This is a genomic window from Pseudonocardia ailaonensis (assembly GCF_039531635.1).
Classification (GTDB): domain Bacteria; phylum Actinomycetota; class Actinomycetes; order Mycobacteriales; family Pseudonocardiaceae; genus Pseudonocardia; species Pseudonocardia ailaonensis.
Genome location: NZ_BAAAQK010000003.1, coordinates 157839 through 180970, shown reverse-complemented (window position 1 = coordinate 180970; position 23132 = coordinate 157839). Strand labels below are relative to the sequence as shown.

Below are 23132 nucleotides of genomic sequence, written 5' to 3'. Positions count from 1 at the left end.
GGACCCCGGGCAGGGTTTTCCCTTACGCGGGCACGGGTTCGGCGGGCGCGCCCTGCCGGGCGAGCCGCCCCGCGATCGCCGCGCACGCCATCAGCTGGATCTGGTGGAAGAGCATCAGCGGCAGCACGAGCAGGCCGATCTGGCCGCCCGCGAAGAGCACCCCGGCCATCGGCAGCCCGCTGGCCAGGCTCTTCTTCGACCCGCAGAACAGGATCGTGATCCGGTCCTCGCGCGGGAAGCGCCGCGGCACGAACCAGGTGATCGAGAGGACGACGGCCAGCAGCACCACGCACGTCCCGATCAGGGCGGCGAGGGCGCCGAGCGAGAGCCGCCCCCAGATCCCCTCGACCATGCCCTCGCTGAACGCGACATAGACGACCAGCAGGATCGAGCCCCGGTCCACGACCTGCAGGTACTTCTTGTTCCGCACGATCCAGTCGCCGACCCAGCGGCGGAGCAGCTGGCCGAGCACGAACGGCGCGAGCAGCTGGAGCGCGACGTCGACCACCGCCTGCCCCGACAGCCCGCCCTGCGAGGACAGCAGCAGCCCGGTCAGCAGCGGCGTGATCACGATGCCCAGCAGGTTCGACAGCGACGCCGCGCAGAGCGCCGCCGGCACGTTGCCCCGCGCCACCGAGGTGAACGCGATCGACGACTGCACCGTCGAGGGCAGGCAGCACAGGAACAGCACGCCGAGCTTCAGCTCGGCCGGCAACACGCTCGTGGGGACCAGCTGGATCAGGAGCCCGAGCAGCGGGAACAGCACGAACGTCGCGAGCACCACGGTGCCGTGCAGCCGCCAGTGCGTCAGCCCGCGGATCGCCTCGCGCGTCGAGAGCCGGGCGCCGTAGAGGAAGAAGAGCAGGCCGATCGCGACGACCGTGGCGGTCGAGAACCCGTGCGCGACGGCGCCGCGGGCGGGCAGGAGCGCCGCGATCCCGACGGTCGCGAGGATCATCACCAGGAACGGGTCGACGCGGAGGCGCTTCAGCACGGGGACCATCGTCTCCCGCCGCCGTTCAGTGGGAAACGCGCACACCGCTCTCTCTGTCATCACGATCTATGATGAGGACGTGGATCCGGTGCTGCTGCGTTCCTTCGTCGCCGTGGCGCGCGCCCTGAGCTTCACCCGCGCCGCCGAGAGCCTCGGGCTGCGGCAGTCGACGGTGAGCCAGCACGTCCGCAAGCTGGAGGACCAGGTCGGACGGGTGCTCCTGGTGCGGGACACTCACTCCGTCGCGCTGACCGGGGACGGCGAGGCGATGGTCGAGTTCGCCGCCACGATCCTCGACGCCGGGGACCGCGCCGTCGCCCACTTCCGCGGCGCCCGGGTCCGCGGCCGGCTGCGCTTCGGCGTCTCCGAGGACCTCGTCCTCACCCGCCTCCCCACGATCCTCGACGACTTCCGGCGCCGGCACCCGGGCGTCGACCTGGAGCTGACGGTCGGGCTGAGCGAGACCCTGGAGGCCGCACTCGACGCCGGGGAGCTGGACCTGCTGTTCGCCAAGCGCTCCCCGGGCCGCCGCGGCGGCACACCGGTGTGGCACGACCGCTTCGTCTGGGTCGCCGCGCCCGGCTTCCCGCTCGACGGCCACACGGTCCCGCTGGTCTGCTATCCCCCGCCGAGCCTCTCCCGCGCCGCGGCGATCACCGCCCTGGAGGCCGCCGGCCTGAGCTGGCGGATGGCCTGCACCTCCGGCTCGCTCTCCGGCCTGCGCGCCGCGGCCCTCGCCGGGCTGGGCGTGGTCGCCCACGCCGAGACCCTCATCCCCGGCGGCCTCGTCCCCGTCCAGGGGCTCCCGGCCCTCCACGACTTCGACTTCGTCCTCCAGACGGGCCGCCGGACCCTGACCGCCCCCGCCGAGGCCCTCGCCTCCGCGATCAGCGAGAGCGCCGCGACCCTCCGCACCCCGACCCCGCGACTCGGGGACCCCGAGCGCCACTGAGCGGCGCACACGGTCCCCAGGCGTCAGCGGCCTCCGGACGCCGGCTGGACCCGTAGGGCACGGCGGGAGAGGGCCCAGGCGAAGGCGCCCGCCGGCCCGAACATCACCACGCCGTAGATCGCGGGGGCGATCGCCGCGGCCGGGTTCCCCAGCACCGAGACCGCGACCGTGATCGCGAGGACGGCGTTGTGCACCCCGATCTCCAGCGACGAGGCGATGGCCTGCCGGCGCGGCACGTTCGCCAGCCGCGGCACCCCGTAGCCGATCGCGAGGCTGAGCACGCTCAGCACCACACAGACGAGCCCGACCGCGACGAGGCTCGGGAGGAACTCGTCGAGCTGCTGGAGGACGGCGGCCAGGATCGCAAGCGTCACGGCGGTGACGGAGGCGAGCCGCACCGGCCGCTGCATCCGCTCCGCGAAGGCCGCCCACCGGTGCCGCACCAGCATCCCCAGCGCGACGGGCACGAGGACCACCGCGAACACCTGCGCGAGCTTGTCGAGCTGCAGGCCGATCCCGCCGCCGTCGCCGAACCGGGCGAGCGCGAAGGCGGTGACCAGCGGCAGGGTGAGCACGGCGAGCACCGAGTTGACGGCGGTGACGGTGATGCTGAACGCGACGTCGCCCCCGGCGAGGTGGGCCAGGATGTTCGCCGTCACCCCGCCCGGCGACGCCACGAGCAGCATCATCCCGATCGCGAGATCCGGCCCGAGCCCGACCAGCAGCACGAGCCCGAAGCAGAGGGCCGGCAGCAGGACCAGCTGGCACAGCAGCGTGACCAGCACCGCCTTCGGCAGGGTGAGCACCCGCGCGAAGTCCGCCACGGTGAGCGCGAGCCCCAGCCCGAACATCACCAGGGCCAGGACGAGCGGCAACGCGACGGTGAAGATCGAGGACGTCATCGTCCCTCCCGTTTCGGGCGATTCGTCCCGATACGGTAGCGGCCGGCCGTCGTGAGTGGCGATAGTCGCCAGGACGACTATCGCCACTCACAAGGTCTCTAGGCCCGCCGCTTCAGATAGTCGGCGACGACCTCGGCACCCAGGCCGTCCAGGGTCGGGGTGACCACCCGCCCGCCCACGCGCCGAGCGACGTCGTCCATGAACACCGCGAGCCTCGGATCGTCGCCCAGCACGAAGAACGTGAAGGCGGCCCTCATGCCGGACAGCTTGTCCAGCTCGGCCACCGTCGCGCGCAGCGTGTGCGGGCTGGGCGGGTAGTCGAAGTAGGCCTCGCCGTCCGGCTCCAGATGGGCGGTCGGCTCCCCGTCCGTGACGACCAGCACCACCGGGGTGGCGTCCGAGTTCTTGCGGAGGTGTTGTCCCGCAAGGAGAAGCGCATGGTGCAGGTTGGTGCCCTGCGCGTACGCCCCCTCGAGACCCACCAGCTCCCCCAGCTCGACGGACTGCGCGTGCCGCCCGAACGTCACGAGTTGGAGCGCGTCGCCGCGGAACCGGGTGGAGATCAGCTGGTGCAGGGCCAGCGCGGTGCGCTTCATCGGCACCCAGCGACCCTCGGCGACCATCGACCAGGAGGTGTCGACGAGCAGGGCGACCGCCGCGCGGGTCCGCTGCTCCGTCTCGACGATCTCCACGTCCGTCACGTCGAGCTTCCGGGTGTCCCCGGATGCCTTGCGCAGCTCCGCGTTCAGCAGCGTCCGCGGAACCGACCAGGCCTCGGTGTCGCCGAACGCCCAGGGCCGGGTCGCGCCCGTGGCGTCCCCCGCGGCGCCGGCGCGGCGGGTGTCCCGCTGTCCGTTGCGCCCCGAGAGCTGCTCGGCGACGTCGCGGAGGATCGACTGCCCCAGCCGCCGCAACGCCTTGGGCGACAGCAGGAGCGTGCCGTCCGCCGCCCGTTCGAACAGGCCCTGCCGCTGCAGCTCGCGCTCCAGCTGGGCCAGCGTTCGGGCGTCGACGCCGGCCTGCTCGCCGAGCATCCCGGTGAGCGCGTCGAGATCGATGTCGTCCAGCCGGGCCCCCGGGTAGCTCTGGGACAGCTGCTCGGCGAGGTTGTCGAGCTGGCCGAGCTCCTCGAGCGCCCGGGTCGCCTCGCCCATGCCCATCGGGTTGTCGCCGCGGAACCGCCCGGAGCCCTGCCAGTCCTCACCCGGGCGCATGCCCTGCAGCTGGGCGTCGAGCCGCGCCATCTGCTGGGCCAGCCGCGGATCCCCGAAGGCCTGCTGCGACAGCTCCATCAGCTCGGCCCGCTGCTCGGCGGACATCGAGTTGAGCATCCGCTGCGCCGCCGCGGCGCGGGCCGCCAGCAGGTCCGCCAGCTCGTCCGTGTTCTGCGGGTTCTCGGGGAAGAACTCGCCGTGCTTGTCCATGAACTCGCGGAACTCGTCCGTCGTGTCCTGGCCGGCCGCGTGGTGCTCCAGCAGGTCGTTGAGATCGGACATCATCTCGTGGATCCGCTCGAGAGCTTCCCGGCCCTCGGGCGTCGCGTTCGACCCCATCGACTCGAGGGCCTGTTTCATGCCCTGGAAGCGCTGGTCGAGCATCTCGCGGCCGAGCAGGTCCCGGATGTCCTCGTACGCCTGCCGGGCCTCCGACGAGCGCCAGTCGTACTCGTTCAGCTCGCGGACCGCGCCGCCCGTGTCGTTCGGCAGCGCGTCGAGCTGCATCTCCCGGAAGCGGGCGTCGTCGGAGTCCTCGTTGCCCAGCGCCTCGCGTTCGGCGTCGAGGGCACGCTGCAGGAGCTCGCGGACCTCCTGGAGCGTGCCGTCGAGCCGGTTGTCGCGCTGCAGGTCGCGGCGGCGCTCCCAGACCTGACGGGTCAGGTCGTCGAGACCCCGCCGGCCCTCCAGCCCGCGCCGCAGCAGCTCCTGCAGCGCCTGGCGCGGCGAGGAGCCCTCCATGACGTCCCGGCCGATCTGGTCCATGGCCGAGCGGATGTCGAAGGGGGGCGCGAGCGGGTCCGGGCCCCCGGCGTACGGCCCGTAGGCGTAGCGGAGCTTCCTGCGGCGCGGATCAGCCATATTCGACCGTGTCGCCGTCGTCGGTCTCTTCCTTCGCCAGCTTGCGCGTGAGGAAGAGGTACTCCAGAGCCAGCTCCGCGGCCGAGGCCATCGGGCCGGGGTCCTCGGTGCCCTCCGCGCCGAGCCGCTTCGCGACCTCGGTGAGCGCCCCGGCGGCCGGCAGCTTGGCGACGACCTCGGCCGCCGGCACCCGCTCCCCGGTACGGACGGGATGGGTGGCCACCTCGTCGGCCAGCTCGGTCAGGTCGACGCCGCGCAGCGCGAACCGCGCGGTGTCCGCGACCGCCCGGCGCAGCAGGTGCTCGAGGATCTCCTCCTCGCGCCCCTCCTCCCCGGACTCGAACTCGATCTTGCCGCGGAGGACGGACGGCACGGCGTCGAGATCGACGGGGCGCGCGTACGCCCGCGCCTCGCCGACGATGGCGGCCCGGCGCAGCGCCGCGGCGGCGACGGTCTCGGCGGCCGCCACGGCGAACCGCGCGGACACGCCGGAGCCCTGGTCGACGGCGCTGGACTCGCGCAGGTGCCGGGTGAAGCGGGCGACGACCTCGATGAGGTGGCGCGGCACCTCGGCGGAGAGCTCGGCCTCCTGGACGACCAGCTCGATCTCGTCGTTGACCTCGAGCGGGTAGTGCGTGCGTACCTCCGCGCCGAAGCGGTCCTTGAGGGGGGTGATGATCCGGCCGCGGTTCGTGTAGTCCTCGGGGTTCGCCGAGGCCACGAGCAGGATGTCGAGCGGGAGCCGCAGCGTGTAGCCGCGGACCTGGATGTCCCGCTCCTCCATCACGTTGAGCAGCGAGACCTGGATGCGCTCGGCCAGGTCCGGCAGCTCGTTGATGGCCACGACGCCGCGGTGGGCGCGCGGGACCAGTCCGAAGTGGATGGTCTCCGGGTCGCCCAGCGAGCGACCCTCGGCGACCTTGACCGGGTCGATGTCGCCGATCAGGTCCGCGACGGCCGTGTCCGGCGTCGCCAGCTTCTCGGTGTACCGCTCCGACCGGTGCCGCCAGGTGACCGGCAGGTCGTCACCGAGCTCCGCGGCGCGCGCGATCGTCGCGGGGGCGATGGGTTGGTAGGGGTGCTCGCCCAGCTCGGAGCCCTCGATCACGGGGGTCCACTCGTCGAGCAGCCCGACGATCGAGCGGAGCAGGCGGGTCTTGCCCTGGCCGCGCTCGCCGAGGAGCACGAGATCGTGGCCGGCGATGAGCGCGCGTTCCAGCTGCGGGAGCACGGTCGACTCGAAGCCGACGATGCCCGGCCAGGGGTCGCGGCCCTCGCGCAACGCGGCGAGGAGGTTGTCACGGATCTCGGTCTTGACGCCCTTGATCACGTGCCCGGAGGCACGGAGGGCACCGAGGGTGCGAGGAAGATCAGGGGATGGTGTGACAGGCACACCCACCACGCTACGCCCGCCCGATGATTACGGCGCAACGTTTCCCGTTCCCCCAGCTCACAGGAACAGGAGCACGGTGGGGACCGCCACCAGCAGCACCGCGCCGACCCGCACGAGAAGACGCGACCACCACGGCAGCGGGCACGGATGGGCCGAGATGCGTTCGATGCGGGCCTCGAGGGCGTCCGTGAAGGACGTGAGGGCGGCGGCCGGGGCGCTGCCGCCCACGGTCTTCAGGGCCCCGACCAGCTCGTGGGGCTCCGAACGGCAGGCGGCGACGTCGTCGGCCCGCATCTCGATCAGGGCCGCCACGGCCACCTGCGCGCAGAGCATGCCGCGCACGAACGGGGCGGTCGCTCCCCAGGCGACGAACGGCAGGACCACGAGATCGTGCCGCTCCCGCAGGTGGGACTTCTCGTGGGCGAGGACCGCCCACACCTCCTCGGGCTCGAGCGCCTCCAGCACCCCGGCCGAGACGACCAGGCGCGAGCTGCGGCCGGGCAGGCAGTAGGCGACGGGCTGGGGATGGTCGAGCACGCGCGTGCCGGGCGAGTCCGGCCAGGGCGTGGCGAGCACGTCGAGCAGCTCGCGGTGCCGGCGGCGCGCCCGGACGGTGCGCCAGTACATGGTGCCGAGCACCCAGAACAGCCGCAGCCCCACGCCGACCGAGGCCAGCATCGCGATCAGGTGCACCGCGTCGAGGCGGTCCGGCCAGTGTCCGGAGTTCAGCTCGCGGAGCAGGGCCGAGACGCCCGCGGGCAGGCTGCCGCCCAGCGGCGACAGCCCGTAGACCAGCCCGCACCCGACCAGCGACAGGCCTCCGGCGAGGCCGATCGCCTGCCACACCAGCAGCGCGCCCACCGGATCCCGGTGGGGCCAGCGGGCCCGGGCGAAGCCACGACTGACCGGCTCGGCGAGGAGGATGCCGAGCAGGAGAAGGCCGAGCGCGGCGAGCGCCATGACGTCAGTGTCGCAGGGCGCGCGAGTCGATCAGTCCAGCAGGTCCCGCAGCTTGCGGCGCTCGTCGTCCGGGATCGAGCCCAGGAAACGGGCGATCGCCGCCCCGCGGTCCGGGGCGCCGTCCAGCGCGTCGTTCATCAGCTCGGCGAGGTGGTCCTCCCGGCTGGCGGTCGGGCGGTAGTGGTGGGCCCGCCCGTCCCGCGTGCGGACGACCAGCTGCTTGCGCTCCAGCCGTCCGAGAACGGTCAACACGGTGGTGGTGGCGAGCTCGCGATCGGCGAGCGCCTCCTGCACATCCCGGGCGGTGAGATCGTGATCCGCCGCCCAGAGCACGTCCATCACAGCGCGCTCCAACTCACCCAGGCTCGGCACGCGACCGATTCTACCCTGCGTAGAAGCCGGATGATTCGGCACACAGGGTGACGCTCATGTCACCTGGACCTCGTCGCCCACCTGGAGGCTCGCGAAGAAGGCCTTGGCGTCCGCCTCGAGGAGCTTCACGCAGCCCGCCGACGGCGTGTCCTGGCGGCCCTGGTGGAACGCCACGCCCCCCGGGGCGAAGAACACCGAGTACGGCATCTGGGTGAGGTACTGGCGGCTCGTGTACTGCTCGGCCTTCCACTCCACCCGGAACGTGCCGAGCGGGGTGGGGTCCTCGGCGTCGCCCGTCTGGATGCGGACGGGGCCGCGCGTCACCGCACCGTCCTCGACCAGCCAGGCCCGGCGGGCGTCGACATCCACGCAGGCCCGGGCCGTGACGGTGCACGGGGTGCCGGGGACGAGCACCGCGGTCCCGCCGCCCGCGGGCCGGTCCGCGGCGGAGGCGACCCCGGCCGCGGTGGCGGCGAGCAGCGTGCCCGCCGCGAGCGCGAGCGCGATCCTGCCGCGCACCCCGCGACGGCGGCTCCCGCCGCTCCAGCCGTGCTCGCCCACCGGCACCTCCCAGCCCTTGCCCGTTCAACGACCGGGAACCACCGGAGTTGCCGCCGGCGGGGCGGACACGAGCCCAACGGGTGTAATCCGAAGATCACCCGCTGGGACGTTGACGGGTGATCGCCGATCACTCGTGGCGCGCAGCAACCGAGGTTGCGGGGCCGGGTGCCGTTAGGGTCGGCGCGACAGCGTCTCCACCCGTCGACGGGAGCCCGATGACCTCGCAGGACGTGCCGGGCCCCGCGGCCGCCGACGGGCTCCGGATGGGCAGTCCGGCAGGCCGCTGGGTGCTGCTGACGACGGTGCTCGGCTCGAGCCTCGCGATGCTCGACGGCACGGTGGTCAACGTGGCCCTCGCGCACATCGGCGAGGACCTCGGCGCCGGCTTCACCGGTCTGCAGTGGACGGTCAACGCCTACACGCTCGCCCTGGCCGCGCTGATCCTGCTCGGCGGCTCGCTCGGCGACCGGTACGGGCGGCGGCGGGTGTTCCTGATCGGGGTGGCGTGGTTCGCGCTGGCCTCCCTGGCGTGCGGGCTGGCGCCGAACATCGAGCTCCTGGTCGCGGCGCGGGCGCTGCAGGGCGTCGGCGGGGCCCTGCTGACGCCGGGGAGCCTCGCGATCATCTCGTCCTCCTTCCACGGGAAGGACCGGGCGGCCGCCGTCGGGGCCTGGTCCGGGCTCGGCGGGATCGCGGGCGCGATCGGCCCGTTCCTGGGCGGCTGGCTGGTGGAGTGGACGTGGCGGGCGGTGTTCCTGCTGAACCTGCCGCTCGCGGCGCTGGTGATCGTCGTGGCGATGAAGCACGTCTCGGAGAGCCGTGACCCCGCGGCGGCCCCGGGCCTGGACCTGACCGGGACGGCCCTGGCCGTCGCCGGGCTGGCCGCGCTCACCTGGTCCCTCACCGAGCTCGGCGCGTCGGGCGGCAGCGTGGCGACCTGGGCGACGCTCGCCGTCGGGGTCCTCGCGCTGGCCGCGTTCGTGGTCGTCGAGCGGCGGTCGCCGCATCCGCTCGTGCCGCCGGCGCTGTTCGCGAACCGGGTGTTCACCGCGGCGAACATCGTGACGCTGCTGGTCTACGCGGCGCTGGGGTCACTGTTCCTGCTCCTCGTGCTGGCGCTGCAGATCGTCGCGGGGTTCACGCCCGCGCTCGCCGGCGCCGGGCTGCTCCCGGTGACGGTCGTGATGCTGCTGTTCTCCGCGCGCTCCGGTGCTCTCGCACAGCGGATCGGGCCGCGGATCCCGATGACGGTCGGGCCGCTCGTCGCCGCCGTCGGGCTGCTGCTCATGCGCCGCATCGGGCCGGACGCCTCCTGGTGGACGGACGTGCTGCCGGCCGTCCTGGTCTTCGCGGCCGGGCTCGCCCTCACCGTCGCCCCGCTGACCGCGAGCGTCCTCGACGCGGCCCCGGACCGGTACGCGGGCTCGGCCTCGGGGGTGAACAACGCGGTCGCGCGGGCGGCGGGGCTGCTGGCGGTCGCGGTCATCCCGGGGGCCGCGGGGATCGGGAACGCGGACTACTCCGATCCCGTGGCCTTCGAGGCGGGCTTCCGCACGGCGCTGCTGATCGGCGCGGGGCTCCTGGTGCTGGGCGGGCTGGTGTCGGCGGTGGGGGTGCGGTCGAAGCTCGGGGGTCCGGAGGACGCGGGCCCCTCCCCTGCCGCTCCGGAGCCGGTGGGCCCGCCGCTGGAGCGGATCCCCCTGGAACGCTGCGCCCACTGCGGCATCACCGGCCCGCAGGTCTACCCGCGCGACGCCGCCGACCGCTGAGCGCCGCCACCCCGGCCCCCGGCCCCGGCGCGGGCGCTCTCGCTCACCAGGACTGAGCGACGCTGCCGCTCGCTCACCGGGGAGGTGTCGGCGCTCCGGTCGCTCACCGACGTCGAGCGAACGGCACTCTCGCTCACCAGGCATGAGCGAGAGTGCCACTCGCTCATGCCGTGGCGGGGCGGATCAGTGCCGGACGGGGGTGCCCGGGGCCCGGTCGGGGTCGGGGGCGGTGCCCGAGAGGTCGCCGGCGAAGCCCACCACGACCTGGTCGATCCGACGCAGCAGCCGGATCGCGCCGAGCAGCTCGCGGCGCAGCGGGGCGGAGTCGCAGGTCGACGCCCAGGACTCGGCCTCGTCGACCACCTGCTCCGCCGACTCGACGTCCGGCTCCGCGCCCTGCCCGTCCGCTCCCTGCCCGTCCGCTCCCTGCCCGTCCGCTCCCTGCCCGTCGGTGCCATACCGGGCCGGGCTCTTCGACGCCTGCCGGTCCGATCCGCGCCCGTCGGGCCGTAGGAGGCCGCCCAGCGCGGCGATGTTGGCCCGCACCCGGGCGGCGGCCGGGTCCAGCGTCGGGGCCCACTCCGGGACGTCGAGCCGCTCGGAGGCGAGCGCGAGCGCCCGCGCGTAGTGGTCGACGGCGGTGAGCACCCGCAGGGCGCGCTGGTAGCTGCCCCGGCCGTGGCGGCGCGGCAGCGGGTTGTCCAGCGGCTTGGCGCGCGCCCGGAGGATCCCGAGCTGCTCGTCGACCTCGCGGGCGAGCTCGACCGGGGAGTCTACGGGCGGGCGGCCGGTGATCCGGTCGACGGCGGCGTCGAGGCAGGCGTCGACCGCGGCGACGGTGTCGTCCAGGGCGTCCCGGAAGGCGGCGCGGGTGTGCTTGGGGAGCACCAGGAATCCGGCGAGACCGCCGAGGGCCCCTCCCACCGCCGTCTCGACCACGCGGAGCACCAGCGTCTCGACGGAGAACTGGCCCAGCAGGCCGTAGAGCAGGGCGAGGACGGCGGTGATCCAGAAGGCCATCAGCGCCGTCGAGATCCGGACCAGGTACAGGGCGAGGAACACGCACACGGCGAGCAGCACGAGGGTCGCGATCACGTGGCCGCCCACCAGGAACGCCAGCACCATCCCCGCCACGACGCCGCCGACGGTCCCGAGCAGCCGTTGCCCGCCCCGGGTCAGGACGTCGCCTCGGCTGGCGGTGCCGGCGAACACCACGAACGCCGCGACGACCGCCCAGTACCAGCGGGCCGGCGAGATCAGCTCGCCCGCGACGATCGCGAGGCTGGTCGCGACCCCGACCTGCACGGCCTGGCGGGTGGACAGCGAGATCCGGTCCGGCTCGCGCCCCGGACGCGGCTCCTCGTCCGCCAGGTCCTCGAGCGCCGTCCCGACCGGCTCGGGAATGCGGCCCTCCGCCTCCAGCGCGTCGGCCAGCCGGGTCACGGCGAAGGCCACCCGCTGCTCGCGCGGGCGAACGCCGCTGTGCTCCGCGACCAGCGCGTCGACCGCGCGGCGGGCGCCGTCCAGCGCCGTGGACCGGAGCCCCGGCGGCGCACCGGTCGCGGTGGCCGCCACGATCCCGCGGACCCCGGCGATCATGGACCGCCGCAGCTCCGGATCGAGGGCGCCCGGCCGGGTCGGGTCGTCGGCGAGCCGGCGGGTCGCGACGGCGAGCCGCTCGGCGGCCAGCTCCAGGTCCGCGACCTCGAGGGAGAGCCGCCGGTCGTCGGCCACCGGCTCGTCGCCGGAGCGCTGCTCGATCCGGTCCACGACCAGCAGCATCGTGTCGTTGAGCCGGACCCGGCGGCGGTGCAGCACGGCGAGGGCGCGGTCGATGTCCGGGCGGTCGTCGGCCGGGGCCTCCAGGACGTCGATCACGGCGGCGGCCACGGCGTGGACGTGCGCGACCGTGGCCCGCAGCAGCCGGTCGAGCACCTTCTCGGGCTTCTCCGCGAACACCCAGCAGCGCAGCAGCAGCGTCGAGCCGATCCCGGCCAGCGCCGCGATCAGCAGCCACGGCAGCTCCGCCGGTCGGGCCTGCAGGAACTGGGTGAAGAAGTACGGCATGAACAGCGCCATGCCCAGCGCCATCCCGCGCGGGCCGAACCGGCGGATGTACACCGCGAGCATCATGACCAGCACGAACACGATGTCCGACACCAGCTTGTGCGCCGAGAGCAGCGTGCCGACCACGATCGCCGCCGCGGCCGGCGGGATCATCAGCGCGGTGGTGGCGGCGCGACGCCCGGCCGCCGGCTCGTTCACGGCCAGGTTGCTGATCATGGCTAGGACGGCGGCGAACAGGACCACGGTGATCGGCCGGCCGCTCACGACCCGCACCACGGACATGATCGCGACCGCCAGCACCATGGCGGCCACCGCGACCCCGGCCAGGCGCAACCGGCCCAGCCCGGGGTCCACGCCCGTCACCCAGGTGCGCAGCTCACCGACCCAGGCCCGCCCCCGCACGTCCGGGAGTCTCGCACGTCAGGTCTCCGCTCAGCGCAACGGAAGTGCTCCGGCGAGCGCACGCAACGCGGTCGTGTACTCCGGCCCCGGGCCGCCGTCCTCGGTGAGGATCTGGGCGCAGACGTGGTCGGCGCCGGCGTCGAGGTGGGCGGTGAGCGCGGCGGCCACCGCGTCCGGCGTGCCGTGGCCGACCAGCGCGTCGATCAGCGGATCGGTGGCCTCGTCGAGGTCCTTCTCGGTGAAGCCGAGGCGGAGCAGGTTGCGCCGGTAGTTCGACAGCCGCAGGTAGGGGCTGACGACCTTGGGCCGGCCGATCGCGCGGGCGTGCTCCGGATCGTCGGAGAGGACGACCTTGTGCTCGGGTGCGAGCAGGGGGCCCGCGCCGAGGATCTCGCGGGCCTCGGCCGTGTGGGCCGGCGTCGTCAGATAGGGGTGGGCGCCGGCGGTGCGCTCCCCCGCGACCCGCAGCACCTTCGGGCCCAGGGCCGCGAGCGCTCGACCCTCCACCGGGACGCCTGCCGCGTCGAGCTCGTCGAGGTAGCTGACGATCGTCTCGAACGGGGAGCGGTACTCCGCGGTGGCCTCGGGATGCCCGATGCCGACGCCGAGCAGGAACCGGTCCGGGTACCGCTCCGCGATGCGGTGGTACGAGGCCGCGACGGCGTCCGCCGGGTCCTTCCACATGTTGACGATGCCGGTGGCCACCGCGATCCGCCCGGTCCCGGCGAGCAGCGACTCGGCGTGAGCGAGGTCCGCGGGCGGGGAGCCGCCGATCCAGATCGCGCCGAAGCCGAGCCGTTCGATCTCGGCCGCCACCTCCGGGGTCAGCTGGTCCTCGCGGGCCCAGATCCCGTACCTGCCCACATCCACCGCCATGGTGACCTCCCTCTCGTCCTTCCGGGCAACCAGGGCCCGCCGGTGCGCATTCCTGTCGGGGGTCGTTCGTAGAGTGCGCCTCGTGAGCTCTCCCTCGCTGCCGCGACCGGCGCCCTCGGGTCGCCCGGCGTCCGGGCGTCCCGCGCGCACGGTGCCCTGGCGCCGCGCGCCGCACGTGCTCGTCGCGGGGCGGCCCGGCCGGGTGCCCGCCGGCACCCGGGTAGCGGTGGTCGGCGGCGGGATCGCCGGGATCAGCGCGGCGATCGTGCTGGCCGAGCGCGGTGCGGAGGTCACGCTCCTGGAGGCCGCGCCCTGGCTGGGCGGGCGGCTCGGGGCCTGGCCGGTCACGTTGCCGGACGGGTCGGAGCAGGTCGTGGAGCACGGCTTCCACGCCTTCTTCCGCCACTACGACACGTGGCGGTCGATCCTGCGCCGCGCCGATCCGTCGCTGGGGTTCCTGCGGCCGGTCGAGGGCTATCCGGTGATCGCGCGGCGCTGGCCCGCGGAGGACCTGGGGAACCTGCCCGCCGCGCCGCCGTTCAACCTGCTCGCGCTGTTCGCCCGCTCCCCCAGCCTGCGGATCCGCGAGATCCTGGGAGCGGACGCCGCCCTCGGCTTCGCGCTCCTCGCCCACTCGCCCGAGGACACCGCACAGCGGTTCGACGGGATGAGCGCCGCCGATTTCCTGGCCCGGCTGGGGGTGTCGGAGCGGGCGCGGCAGATGCTGTTCGAGGCCTTCGCCCGGTCGTTCTTCTGCGACCAGGACGGGCTGTCGGCCGCGGAGCTGGTCGCGATGTTCCACTACTACTTCCTCGGCAATCCCGCCGGTATCGGCTTCGACGCCCCGTCCGAGGACCACCTCACCGCGATCTGGGCCCCCCTCGCCGAGTACCTGCGGGAACGCGGTGGGGTGGTGCGCACGGGCGCCCGCGTGGCGGGGCTGGCGCAGGTCGAGGGGGGCTGGGAGGTCCGGATCGACCGCGGCCGGGCGGGGATCGGCGGCCCGGGCGCGGGTACCGGTGGACGGGACGCGGCCGTCGATGGGCCAGTCCCGGCCGTCGGTGGGCACGGTTCGGGTGACGGCGGAGGGCCGGGGTCGCGGGGCGGCGGTGCCGCCTCGGACCCGGTCGTCGCGGAGCACGTCGTGCTGGCGCTCGATCCCGGTGCGCTGCAGGCATTGCTCGCGGGCTCGCCGGTGGCACCCGACCTCGTGCGGCGTGCTGCGGCGCTGCAGGTCGCACCGCCCTTCGCGGTGAGCCGGCTGTGGCTCGACCGGGACGTCGGGCCCGATCGCGCGGTGTTCAGCGCCGTCGCCGGGGAGCCGACCCTGGACTCGGTCACGATCTACTCGCGGCTCGAGGGCGAGTCGGCCCGCTGGGCGGCCCGCACCGGGGGCTCCGTGCTGGAGCTCCACTCCTACGCCTGCCGCACGCCGGCCGACGCGACCGCGCGCATGCGGGCGGAGCTCGCGGGGCTCTGGCCCGAGACGGCGTCGGCGCAGGTCCGGCACGTGCACGAGCGGATCGAGGCCACCGCCCCCGCCTTCCCACCCGGCAGCGCCGGCACCCGTCCCGGGGTGGTCACGGACGCACCGGGCATCCGGGTCGCCGGGGACTTCGTCGACTGCCCCTACCCGTCGGGGCTGATGGAGCGGGCCTCGATGACGGGGGTGCTGGCCGCCAACGACATCCTCGACGCCTGCGGCGCGGGTGCCGAGGAGATCCGCGGGATCGCGGCCCGGGGGATGCTGGCGGGGCTGCCGGTGCACCGGCTCGGCAGGCTGGGGCGGAACCGCGGTGGCTGAGCGGGCCGGGGCCGCACCGAGGATCGCGGTGCACGCCGAGCCCGAGGGCCCCGTCCTCGTCCAGCACCTGGACGAGCTGGGCGTGCCTCTCGGGCCGGTGTCGGCCGTCGAGGCGTCCGCGCTGTCGGAGCTCGACCGCCGGGCGCCCCGCTGGGTCTGGCGCAACCCGCGGACCTACCGGGCGCTGCTGGCGCGAGGGGCGCGGCTGACCCGCGCCCACGACGTCGAGCTGGTGGAGGGTCTGCTCGTGGCGGCCGCCGGGCGGTTCGGCGCGCCCCACGGGCTCGCGGCCGCCGCGGCCCGGCTCGCCGGGCTGCCCGAGGAACCGGATCCCGCGCCGGACGACTCCTGGGACGAGCCGCCGGGGCTGTTCCGCAGCGCCGCGCCGCCGGCGGCCGAGACGCTCGCCGCCGTCGTCGAGGTCCATGCGGCACAACGGAAGGCGCTCGCCGGCGACTCGCGGCTCGCCATGCTCGCGGCGGCCGAGTCCGCGGGCGGGATCGTGGCCGAGGAGATGCGCGCCGAGGGCCTGCCGTGGGACGCCGCGGTGCACGACGCGCTGCTCACCGAGGCGCTCGGCCCGCGTCCCGCCGGGTTCGCCCGGCCCGAGAAGCTCACCGCGCTCGCCGCCGAGATCGACGCCGCCTTCGGCCGCCCCCTCAACCCGGACTCCCCCGCGGAGGTGTTGCGCGCCTTCGCCCGCGCCGGGTTCGAGGTCCCCAACACCCGCAACTGGGTGCTCAAGCGGATCGACCATCCGGGCGTCGCGCCGCTGCTCGCTTACAAGGAGCTCGCGCGCCTGCACGCCGCGCACGGCTGGGCCTGGCTGCGCACCTGGGTCCACGACGGCCGCTTCCGTCCCGAGTACGTCGTCGGCGGGGTCGTGTCCGGGCGCTGGGCGACCCGGGGCGGCGGGGCGCTGCAGATCCCGAAGGCCGTGCGGGCGGCCGTCCGGGCCGATCCGGGCAACAAGCTCGTGGTCGCCGACGCCGCGCAGCTCGAGCCCCGGATCCTCGCCGCGATGGCCGGCGACACCGCGCTCGCCCGCGCGGGTGGCCGGGGGCGGGACTCCGACCTGTACGCGGGCCTCGCGGCGGAGATGTTCGGGCCGGACGCCGAGGACGGCCGCGCGAAGGCCAAGCTCGCGGTCCTCTCGGCCATCTACGGCCAGACCTCCGGCGACGCCGGGGTGCACCTCGCGCTGCTGCGGCGGCGCTTCCCGGCGTCCGTCGAGGTGGTCGAGTCCGCCGCCCGGGACGGGGAGGAGGGCCGGATCGTCCGTTCCTGGCTGGGCCGCACCTCGCCGCCCGCCCGGCCCGGGGACGAGGCTCCGGCGCGGGCCCGGGCGCGCGGCCGGTTCACCCGCAACTTCGTGGTGCAGGCCACGGCCGCGGAGTGGGCGCTGATCCTGCTGGCGGAGCTGCGGTCGGCCCTGCACCGGGCGGGGGATCCCGCGGCGCTGGTGTTCTTCCAGCACGACGAGGTGCTCCTGCACGGCCCGGCCGACGGTGCCGCGGACGCCGCCGAGCTCGTCCAGGCCGCCGCGGACACCGCGACCCGCACGCTCTTCGGCGACACCCCGGTCCGGGTCCCGATGCCGGCGGAACCGGTGGACTCCTACGCCGAGAAGTAGCGCCACACCGGCTTCACGGGGCTGCGCCTCCCCGGCCACCGCCGCGGCTCGGCGGAGGGCGCCGTCGGCAACCGCCCGGAGCTCCTGCCTCCGCTCCGGTGATCCGCGCCTGCGGCGGTCCGGGCCTGCGGCGGTCCGGCCGAGCCTGAGGCGGCCGTGACGGGGCGTCGCAGACGTGTGACTCGCACTCCCGGAAGTGCCGACTCGCGGGGGTGGGGGGCGGCCGGCCGTGGGGTGGGCCGTCAGGCGGCGGCGGAGCCGGGGGCGCCGAGCGCGTCGAGGACGGCGCGGCCCATGGCCTCCATGCCCTGCGCGTTGGGGTGCACGGGGGCGGCCGGGGAGGTCGGGACCAGGCCCTCGATCCACTTCACGCCCGGGACCTGGCACATGTCGTGACCGATCGTCGGGGTGTACGTGTCCACGTAGGTCGCGCCGGCGGCCGCGGCCCGTGCGGCGAGCATCGCGTTGAGGTCCTTCTCGATCCCGCGCAGCCACGCCACGTCACCGGGGCTGAACGGCACGACGGGGAAGCAGCCCGGGCCGGTGTCCGGGAGCAGCGCCGGATAGCCGACGAGCGCGACCGCCGCGTGCGGGGACCTCTCGCCCACCGCGGCGAGGGCGGCGGCGACCTTCGCCCCGGTGTCGCTGATGCGCTGGTCGAGCTGGTCGCCGTAGTAGTCGCGGCACGCGCTGCCGAGGGGCTGCAGCGGCGAGCGGAGCGCGCACTGCTCGATGATCTGCGCGAAGCCGATGTCGTTGCCGCCGATGCCCAGGGTGACCGCGGACTCGTCGCCGGTCAGGCCCCCGAACTGGGCCGGGTTGTCGCCGAGCGGCAGCGACTGCGCCGTGCTCAGGTCCGCGGTGGTCGCGCCGCTGCAGCTGCGGTCCACGAGGGTGGCGCCGAGCCCACGGGCGACGACGTTCGGGTAGTTCTCGCCGGAGCGCAGGCACCCGACCGGCCCGCCCTGCTGCGGCGGGACCAGCGGGCCCGCGGTGTAGGAGTCGCCGAGCGCGACGTACCGCGGCGGCCCCGACTCCTCGGCGGCCGCGACCCCCGCCGTGCCTGCGAGCAGGGTCACCACCCCGACGACCAGCAGGAACAGGCGGGCGGAGCGGGAGCGCGCGGGCATCGGTGAGCAGGTCCTCCGGCAGGGGGCGGGTCACGGCGGTGCCGGAGGCCGGCACCACCGGGACACTAACGAGCCCCCCACGAGCGCGGACGCAGTTCCGCCCGACCGTGTGACGCGAGGGCCTACACGGAGCGGAGGGCCAGCGGCGGGACGCAGTGCGACCGCAGGTCGGTGGCGTCGAGCGTGCGCGGCGGTACCGACAGCTCGCCGAGGCGTCCGGCCGCCACCTCCGCGGGATCCGGCACGGGATCGGCCGTCCCGCACAGGAAGGCCCACTCGTGCTCCGGGCTGCCGACGTACATCCGGCCGCCGAAGACCGCACCGAACCGCGCCCAGGCGGCGCGCAGCGTGGCGTCCCGCCACACGGCCGGGCTGCCTGCCTGGCTCACGACGACTCCCCCGGGCCGCAGCCGCGCGGCGCAGTCGCGCAGGAACCGCTCGGTGTAGAGCTGGTTGAGCTGGTTGTCCGGCTCGTCGGGCCGCTCGTCCGGCAGGTCGACGACGATCACGTCCCAGCTCTCGGCCGTGTCGCGGACGAACGCGCGCCCGTCGGCGTAGTGGACGCGCACCGGGCCCTCGCCTCGCTCGGCGGCCGCGAGCGAGGCCGGGGTGTAGCCGTACGGGAGGTGCTCGGCGCAGAGCCGCACGCACTCGTCGTCGAGATCCACGTGGTCCACGCGGATGGCGCCGGCGGTGACCGCGAGCTCGCTCACCACGCCCTCGCTGGAGCCGATCACGAGCACGCGCTCGCGGCGCTCGGCCAGCAGCGCGGCCGGCAGGAACAGGGCCTCGTGGTAGGTCAGCTGGGTGTGCTCGGCGCTCTGCCGCTCACCGTCGCAGAACAGGGTGACGCCCTGTGCGGTGTCGGCGACCAGCACGTCCTGCAGGGCGGTCCGCGCACGCACGCGCACGCCGTCGAGCCGCCAGCGGCGGGTGACCCCGGGCGAGATCGGCTCGTCGACGACACCCGGTGCGCCGCGTTCGACGACCTCGACCGCGCAGCTCCCGGCGCCGAGCGCGGCGGCCAGGTCCGCCACCGCGCGTACGGGATCGGCGCTGTCGCCGCAGGTGAAGACGTCGACGTAGGCGCTGCCCAGCTCGGGCCAGGTGTGGATCGACGCGTGGGACTCGGCGAGCACCGCCACGACCGTGACGCCCTGGGGGGCGAACCGCTCGGCGACGACCTGCCGCACGGTCGCGCCCGCACCCGTCAGCGCCGCGCGCAGCGCCTTCTCCAGCGCGGCGGAGTCGTCGAGCAGCGCTGCGGGCAGGCCACCCAGTTCCGCGAGCACGTGCCGGCCGATGGGAGAGGACATGCCACGAACGGTATTTCAGAGGACGTGGACGGTGAGCGGGGGCAGGCCGTTGAAGCCGACGGCGGCGTAGCTGGAGGTGTAGGCGCCCGCGGCGAGCAGGTCGACCACGTCGCCGGCGGCCAGGTCGGCGGGCAGCGCGTAGGGGCGGCGGCGGTAGAGGACGTCGTCGCCGTCGCAGGTGGGGCCGGCGAGCACGACCGGGCCGGGCGGGCCGTCGCGGCCGGGAACCCGCACCGGGTAGTCGATCGCCTCCCCCTCGGTCTCGGCGAGGCCCTGGTAGCGGCCGACGTCGAGGTAGACCCAGCGCCGGTGGTCGATCCCCGGCCGTCGCGACACCCGCAGCACCCCGGCCCGCAGCACCCCGGCCTCGGCGACCAGGGCGCGTCCCGGTTCGAGGACGAGCCGGGCCCCGTCGACGTCCCCCGCGGCGACGGCGGCCCCGACCGCCTCGTCGAGGGCCGCGGCGTAGGCCTCGGGCGGGGGCACGTCGGTGCGGTAGCGGACGGGCAGGCCGCCGCCGGCGTCGAGCACCGGGCGGCGGATCCCGGCGGCCCCGGCGACCCGCAGCGCGGTCCGGGCACCCGCCGCGAACGCCTCCGGGCGGACCTGCTGGGAGCCGGCGTGGAAGGCCACCCCGGCCGCGCCGCGCGCCAGCCGGACCGCCTCGGCGGGCAGCGCGCCGAACTTGCCGAGAAAGGGGGTGGCCGAGCCCTCGTCCACCACCACGACCCGGACCAGCACCTGCGCGCCGGCCGGGAGCAGGGCGAGGTCCTCGGCGCTGTCCGTCACGAAACGGTGGACGCCGCGCTCGGCGGCCCGAGCGGCGGCACCCGGCCCGCGGATCGGGTTGCCGTGGCAGAGCGTGCCGGGATCCGCGCCCGCCGCGAGGCACAGCGCGATCTCCTCGGCCCCCGCCACGTCGAACCCGCAGCCGAGCGCCACCAGCCGCCGCAGGACCTCCGGCTCCGGGCACGCCTTCACGGCGTAGAGCAGCTCCGCCTGCGGGAACGCCACCCGCAGCTCCGCGTACCGCTCCGCCACGACACCCGGGTCGAGCACGAGGAACGGCGTCGGCCGGGCCTCGGCGAGGAAGGTGTCGAGTGCGGGCGAGAGCACCCGCCGATCATGCCCGGTAGCGTCGCTGACCATGACCGCACCCAAGACCCAGAAGCGGGGCCGGGCCATCGCCATGACCGGCCAGGAGCTCGACGCCTTCCTCGCCGAGCAGCGCACCTGCCGCGTCGCCACCACCGGCACCCACGGACCGCACGCCACCCCGCTCTGGTTCCACTGGGACGGCACCTCGCTGTGGCTGACCTCGCTGACCCGCGCCCAGCGGTGGAAGGACCTGGAGCAGGACCCGCGGATGGCCGTGGTGGTCGACGCCGGACACGAGTACGGCGAGCTCCGCGGCGCGGAGCTGCGCGGGCGCGTGGAACCGGTCGGCGAGATCCCCCGCACCGGCGAGCCGAACGCCGAGCTGGACAAGGTCGAGCAGGCCTTCGCCGACAAGTACACCGGCGGCCAGGTCGCCAACGACGGCCGGCACGGCTGGCTCCGGCTGCGCCCCGAGAAGATCAACAGCTGGGACTTCCGCAAGATCCCGGCCTCGTAGGGCGCCACCGGTGCGCGGGCACCGGTGCCCGCGCACCGGGCGGTTCAGGGGGTCCCGGTGAGCAGGGGCCAGAGGCCGTCGGGGCCGGCCTCGAGGGCACGGGCGCCGAGGCGGTCGTTCCACTGGGCCTCGGTGCCGTCCTCCTCCCGCCAGGCCCACAGCCGGGTCGTGACGAGCCGCAGGTCGTGCTCGCGGGTGAAGCCGATCGCGCCGTGGACCTGGTGGGCGATGCGGGCGACGACACCGGCCGCCTCGCCGCACCGGGACTTGGCCGCGGCGATCGCGAGCGACGCCTCGACGACGCCGTCCCGCTGCGCGAGCAGGGCCGCCGCCTGTGAGGCGGCCACCGCGGCCGCCACCTCGGCGCCGGCGAGCGCGAGCTGCTGCTGGATGGCCTGCAGCCTCGCGATCGGGCGGCCGAACTGCACCCGCTCCGTCGCGTACCGCACCGCCATCGCGAGCGCCGAGCTCGCCGCGCCGGCCAGCAGCAGTGCCCGCCCGAGCGCCGCCCGCAACGGGTACTCGATCTGGACCCGCGAGGGCACGGTCCCGGCGGCGAGCGGGACCACGCCGGCGAACGCGAGCTCGTCGCGCGGCTCCTCCGCGAGGTTCACACCCTCGGTGACCTGCGCGGACGCCGGATCGAGCAGCAGCACCCGCTCCCCTGCCAGCACGACCACACCGGCGGCCGAACGACCCCAGGGCACCCGGCGCAGCGTCCCGGAGACCGGCTCCCCGCTGACCGCGGGGACCTTCAGCTCGGCACCCAGGACGGCCGTGAGCGGGCCGGCGGGCACCTCCAGCCCGGCGGCCTGCAGCAGCCAGCCGGCCAGCAGGTCCGTCTCCACCAGGGGGACACGGGCGGCGAACCGGCCGGCCGCGATCAGGATCTCCGCGGCGTCGACGAGCGTGCCGCCCGATCCCCCGGCCGCCTCGGGCAGGGTGAGCCGGGCCAGGCCCGTCTCCTCCAGGGTGGCCCACAGTGCGGAGTCCAGCGCCGTGCCGGTGCCCCAGGCGTCGCCGAAGACGGACTCGGCCAGGTCCTCCAGGTCGTTGCGTGCTGCACTCACCGCAGTCCCAGCCCTCGTGCCACGATCCCGCGCAGGATCTCGTTCGTCCCACCCCGCAGCGTGAAACCGGGGGCGTGCAGCACCGCGTCGGCCAGGAGCCGGGCGTAGCCCGCCTCGGCCCTCGGGTCCGGTGGGACCGACCACAGCAGCCGGGCCGCGTCGATCACCTCGTTCTCGAACCGCGTCCCCAGGTCCTTGACGACGGCGGCGGACAGCTCCGGCGCCTCGCCGGCCTCCAGGGCCCCGGCGATCGACAGGGACAGCCGCCGCAACGTCCAGTAGCGCGCGACCAGGCCGCCCAGGTCCCGGCGCCGGCCGGCGTCGAGGTCCTGCGCGGAGATCTCCCGGAGCAGCGCGACGAGCAGCGGGAAGGTCGACAGGTACCGCTCCGGCCCGGACCGCTCGAACGCCAGCTCCGAGGTGACCTGGTGCCAGCCCTGGCCGATCTCGCCGAGCACCCGGGTGTCCGGGACGAAGACCTTGTCGAACACCACCTCGTTGAAGTGGTGCGCGCCCGTGAGCAGCGGGATCGGCCGGATCGTGATGCCCGGGCGGTCCAGCTCCACGATCAGCTGCGAGAGCCCGGCGTGGCGGTCGGTGTCGTCCTTCGGCGAGGTCCGGACCAGGGCGAAGAAGGCGTGCGCGTGGTGCGCCCCGGACGTCCACACCTTGGTGCCGGTGAGCTCCCAGCCACCGTCGACCCTGTCGGCCCTCGACCGCACCGACGCGAGATCCGAGCCCGAGTCCGGCTCCGACATGCCGATGCCGAAGTAGATCTCGCCGCGCGCGATCCCCGGCAGGAAGGCCTGGCGCTGCTCCTCGGTCCCGAAGCGCAGCAGGGACGGGCCGATCTGCCGGTCCGCGACCCAGTGTGCCGCCACGGGCGCACCGGCGGCGAGCAGCTCCTCGGTCACGACGTAGCGCTCGAGCGCCCCCCGACCGTGCCCGCCGTACTCCGTGGGCACGGTCATCCCGAGCCAGCCACGCTTCCCGAGCTCCGTGCTGAACCGCTCGTCCCAGCCGGAGAGCCAGGTGTCCTCGCGGGGGGTCCAGGCACCGGCGGCCAGCTCGTCCGCCACGAACGACCGCACCTCGGCGCGCAGGCCCGCCACGCGCCCGGGGAGGTCGACCGGGGCCGGGACGAGGCCCGGCAGCCTCGGGGGCGGTGGCGTCGAACCAGCCGTCGTCGCGGTCGCGCTGTCCGTCACCGGATCTTTCTAGCCGACGTCCCGTCCCTCTGC

General features: G+C 75.0%; 18 protein-coding genes and 2 pseudogenes. 5 read left to right on the top strand and 15 right to left on the bottom strand.

Going from position 1 to position 23132, the window contains the following annotated elements; genetic code table 11:
- Window positions 1–22: 22 nt before the first annotated feature.
- Window positions 23–1003: a bile acid:sodium symporter family protein gene (locus ABD324_RS03650; protein WP_344412313.1), complete on the bottom strand. Its 981-nt coding sequence runs from the start codon at window positions 1001–1003 to the stop codon at window positions 23–25.
- Between the two features lie 70 nt (window positions 1004–1073).
- On the opposite strand from ABD324_RS03650, the gene ABD324_RS03645 reads away from it, so the two are divergent.
- Window positions 1074–1946, top strand: coding sequence for a LysR family transcriptional regulator (locus ABD324_RS03645; RefSeq protein ID WP_344412311.1), 873 nt, complete (start codon window positions 1074–1076; stop codon window positions 1944–1946).
- Between the two features lie 23 nt (window positions 1947–1969).
- Here ABD324_RS03645 and ABD324_RS03640 read toward each other — a convergent pair whose 3' ends face one another.
- The 6 genes from ABD324_RS03640 to ABD324_RS03615 all read right to left on the bottom strand — a co-directional run bounded on the left by ABD324_RS03640 (window position 1970) and on the right by ABD324_RS03615 (window position 8209).
- Complete coding sequence (locus ABD324_RS03640; RefSeq protein WP_344412309.1) at window positions 1970–2848, bottom strand: bile acid:sodium symporter family protein; 879 nt, start codon at window positions 2846–2848, stop codon at window positions 1970–1972.
- A gap of 98 nt (window positions 2849–2946) precedes the next feature.
- The gene (locus ABD324_RS03635) at window positions 2947–4923 is read right to left on the bottom strand and encodes a vWA domain-containing protein (RefSeq protein ID WP_344412307.1); all 1977 of its coding nucleotides are present in this window, start codon (window positions 4921–4923) and stop codon (window positions 2947–2949) included.
- The gene (locus ABD324_RS03630) at window positions 4916–6316 is read right to left on the bottom strand and encodes an ATP-binding protein (protein ID WP_344412305.1); all 1401 of its coding nucleotides are present in this window, start codon (window positions 6314–6316) and stop codon (window positions 4916–4918) included. Before ABD324_RS03630 ends, ABD324_RS03635 begins: the two co-directional genes overlap by 8 nt.
- Window positions 6317–6373: 57 nt before the next feature.
- Window positions 6374–7276 (bottom strand): M56 family metallopeptidase, encoded by a 903-nt coding sequence (locus ABD324_RS03625; protein ID WP_344412303.1) that lies wholly within the window; start codon window positions 7274–7276, stop codon window positions 6374–6376.
- A gap of 30 nt (window positions 7277–7306) precedes the next feature.
- Window positions 7307–7648: a BlaI/MecI/CopY family transcriptional regulator gene (locus tag ABD324_RS03620; RefSeq protein WP_344412302.1), complete on the bottom strand. Its 342-nt coding sequence runs from the start codon at window positions 7646–7648 to the stop codon at window positions 7307–7309.
- 54 nt (window positions 7649–7702) lie between these two features.
- A complete protein-coding gene (locus tag ABD324_RS03615) occupies window positions 7703–8209 on the bottom strand; it encodes a L,D-transpeptidase (protein ID WP_344412300.1) in 507 nt (168 codons plus the stop codon).
- Window positions 8210–8424: 215 nt separating this feature from the next.
- Here ABD324_RS03615 and ABD324_RS03610 point away from each other — a divergent pair, with 215 nt between their 5' ends.
- Window positions 8425–9978 carry an MFS transporter gene (locus ABD324_RS03610; RefSeq protein WP_344412298.1) on the top strand — a complete coding sequence of 518 codons (1554 nt, stop codon included), beginning with the start codon at window positions 8425–8427 and terminating at the stop codon, window positions 9976–9978.
- A gap of 183 nt (window positions 9979–10161) precedes the next feature.
- On the opposite strand, the gene ABD324_RS03605 is transcribed toward ABD324_RS03610, so the two are convergent.
- Window positions 10162–12447, bottom strand: coding sequence for an FUSC family protein (locus tag ABD324_RS03605; protein WP_344412296.1), 2286 nt, complete (start codon window positions 12445–12447; stop codon window positions 10162–10164).
- Between the two features lie 30 nt (window positions 12448–12477).
- The gene (locus tag ABD324_RS03600; RefSeq protein ID WP_344412294.1) at window positions 12478–13323 is read right to left on the bottom strand and encodes an LLM class F420-dependent oxidoreductase; all 846 of its coding nucleotides are present in this window, start codon (window positions 13321–13323) and stop codon (window positions 12478–12480) included.
- A gap of 82 nt (window positions 13324–13405) precedes the next feature.
- On the opposite strand from ABD324_RS03600, the gene ABD324_RS03595 reads away from it, so the two are divergent.
- Together ABD324_RS03595 and ABD324_RS03590 are read left to right on the top strand one after the other, a co-directional pair.
- Window positions 13406–15127, top strand: coding sequence for an FAD-dependent oxidoreductase (locus ABD324_RS03595; RefSeq protein ID WP_344412292.1), 1722 nt, complete (start codon window positions 13406–13408; stop codon window positions 15125–15127).
- Complete coding sequence (locus ABD324_RS03590; protein ID WP_344412290.1) at window positions 15120–16760, top strand: bifunctional 3'-5' exonuclease/DNA polymerase; 1641 nt, start codon at window positions 15120–15122, stop codon at window positions 16758–16760. Before ABD324_RS03595 ends, ABD324_RS03590 begins: the two co-directional genes overlap by 8 nt.
- Before the next feature lie 242 nt (window positions 16761–17002).
- On the opposite strand, the gene ABD324_RS03585 is transcribed toward ABD324_RS03590, so the two are convergent.
- The 4 genes and pseudogenes from ABD324_RS03585 to ABD324_RS03570 form a co-directional block, all read right to left on the bottom strand.
- Window positions 17003–17890, bottom strand: coding sequence for an SGNH/GDSL hydrolase family protein (locus tag ABD324_RS03585; RefSeq protein ID WP_344412288.1), 888 nt, complete (start codon window positions 17888–17890; stop codon window positions 17003–17005).
- Window positions 17891–18012: 122 nt separating this feature from the next.
- Window positions 18013–18678 (bottom strand): annotated as a pseudogene (locus ABD324_RS03580) (spermidine synthase); the annotation flags it as partial.
- A 186-nt stretch (window positions 18679–18864) separates the two neighbouring features.
- Window positions 18865–19206, bottom strand: a pseudogene (gene speD / locus ABD324_RS03575) (adenosylmethionine decarboxylase); the annotation flags it as partial.
- A 15-nt stretch (window positions 19207–19221) separates the two neighbouring features.
- The gene (locus ABD324_RS03570) at window positions 19222–20322 is read right to left on the bottom strand and encodes a type III PLP-dependent enzyme domain-containing protein (RefSeq protein WP_344412286.1); all 1101 of its coding nucleotides are present in this window, start codon (window positions 20320–20322) and stop codon (window positions 19222–19224) included.
- Between the two features lie 31 nt (window positions 20323–20353).
- Here ABD324_RS03570 and ABD324_RS03565 point away from each other — a divergent pair, with 31 nt between their 5' ends.
- Window positions 20354–20821 (top strand): pyridoxamine 5'-phosphate oxidase family protein, encoded by a 468-nt coding sequence (locus ABD324_RS03565; RefSeq protein WP_344412284.1) that lies wholly within the window; start codon window positions 20354–20356, stop codon window positions 20819–20821.
- A 44-nt stretch (window positions 20822–20865) separates the two neighbouring features.
- On the opposite strand, the gene ABD324_RS03560 is transcribed toward ABD324_RS03565, so the two are convergent.
- A complete protein-coding gene (locus ABD324_RS03560) occupies window positions 20866–21891 on the bottom strand; it encodes an acyl-CoA dehydrogenase family protein (protein WP_344412282.1) in 1026 nt (341 codons plus the stop codon).
- Window positions 21888–23099 (bottom strand): acyl-CoA dehydrogenase family protein, encoded by a 1212-nt coding sequence (locus ABD324_RS03555; RefSeq protein WP_344412280.1) that lies wholly within the window; start codon window positions 23097–23099, stop codon window positions 21888–21890. The genes ABD324_RS03560 and ABD324_RS03555 overlap by 4 nt, the downstream gene beginning before the upstream one ends.
- Between the last annotated feature and the right edge of the window lie 33 nt (window positions 23100–23132).

Bases quoted from the DNA above. Each gene is read 5' to 3' on its own strand.
- ABD324_RS03585 (WP_344412288.1), bottom strand. From the start codon at position 17,890: ATGCCCGCGCGCTCCCGCTCCGCCCGCCTGTTCCTGCTGGTCGTCGGG.
- ABD324_RS03635 (WP_344412307.1), bottom strand. From the start codon at position 4,923: ATGGCTGATCCGCGCCGCAGGAAGCTCCGCTACGCCTACGGGCCGTAC.
- ABD324_RS03565 (WP_344412284.1), top strand. From the start codon at position 20,354: ATGACCGCACCCAAGACCCAGAAGCGGGGCCGGGCCATCGCCATGACC.
- ABD324_RS03650 (WP_344412313.1), bottom strand. From the start codon at position 1,003: ATGGTCCCCGTGCTGAAGCGCCTCCGCGTCGACCCGTTCCTGGTGATG.
- ABD324_RS03600 (WP_344412294.1), bottom strand. From the start codon at position 13,323: ATGGCGGTGGATGTGGGCAGGTACGGGATCTGGGCCCGCGAGGACCAG.
- ABD324_RS03625 (WP_344412303.1), bottom strand. From the start codon at position 7,276: ATGGCGCTCGCCGCGCTCGGCCTTCTCCTGCTCGGCATCCTCCTCGCC.
- ABD324_RS03640 (WP_344412309.1), bottom strand. From the start codon at position 2,848: ATGACGTCCTCGATCTTCACCGTCGCGTTGCCGCTCGTCCTGGCCCTG.
- ABD324_RS03610 (WP_344412298.1), top strand. From the start codon at position 8,425: ATGACCTCGCAGGACGTGCCGGGCCCCGCGGCCGCCGACGGGCTCCGG.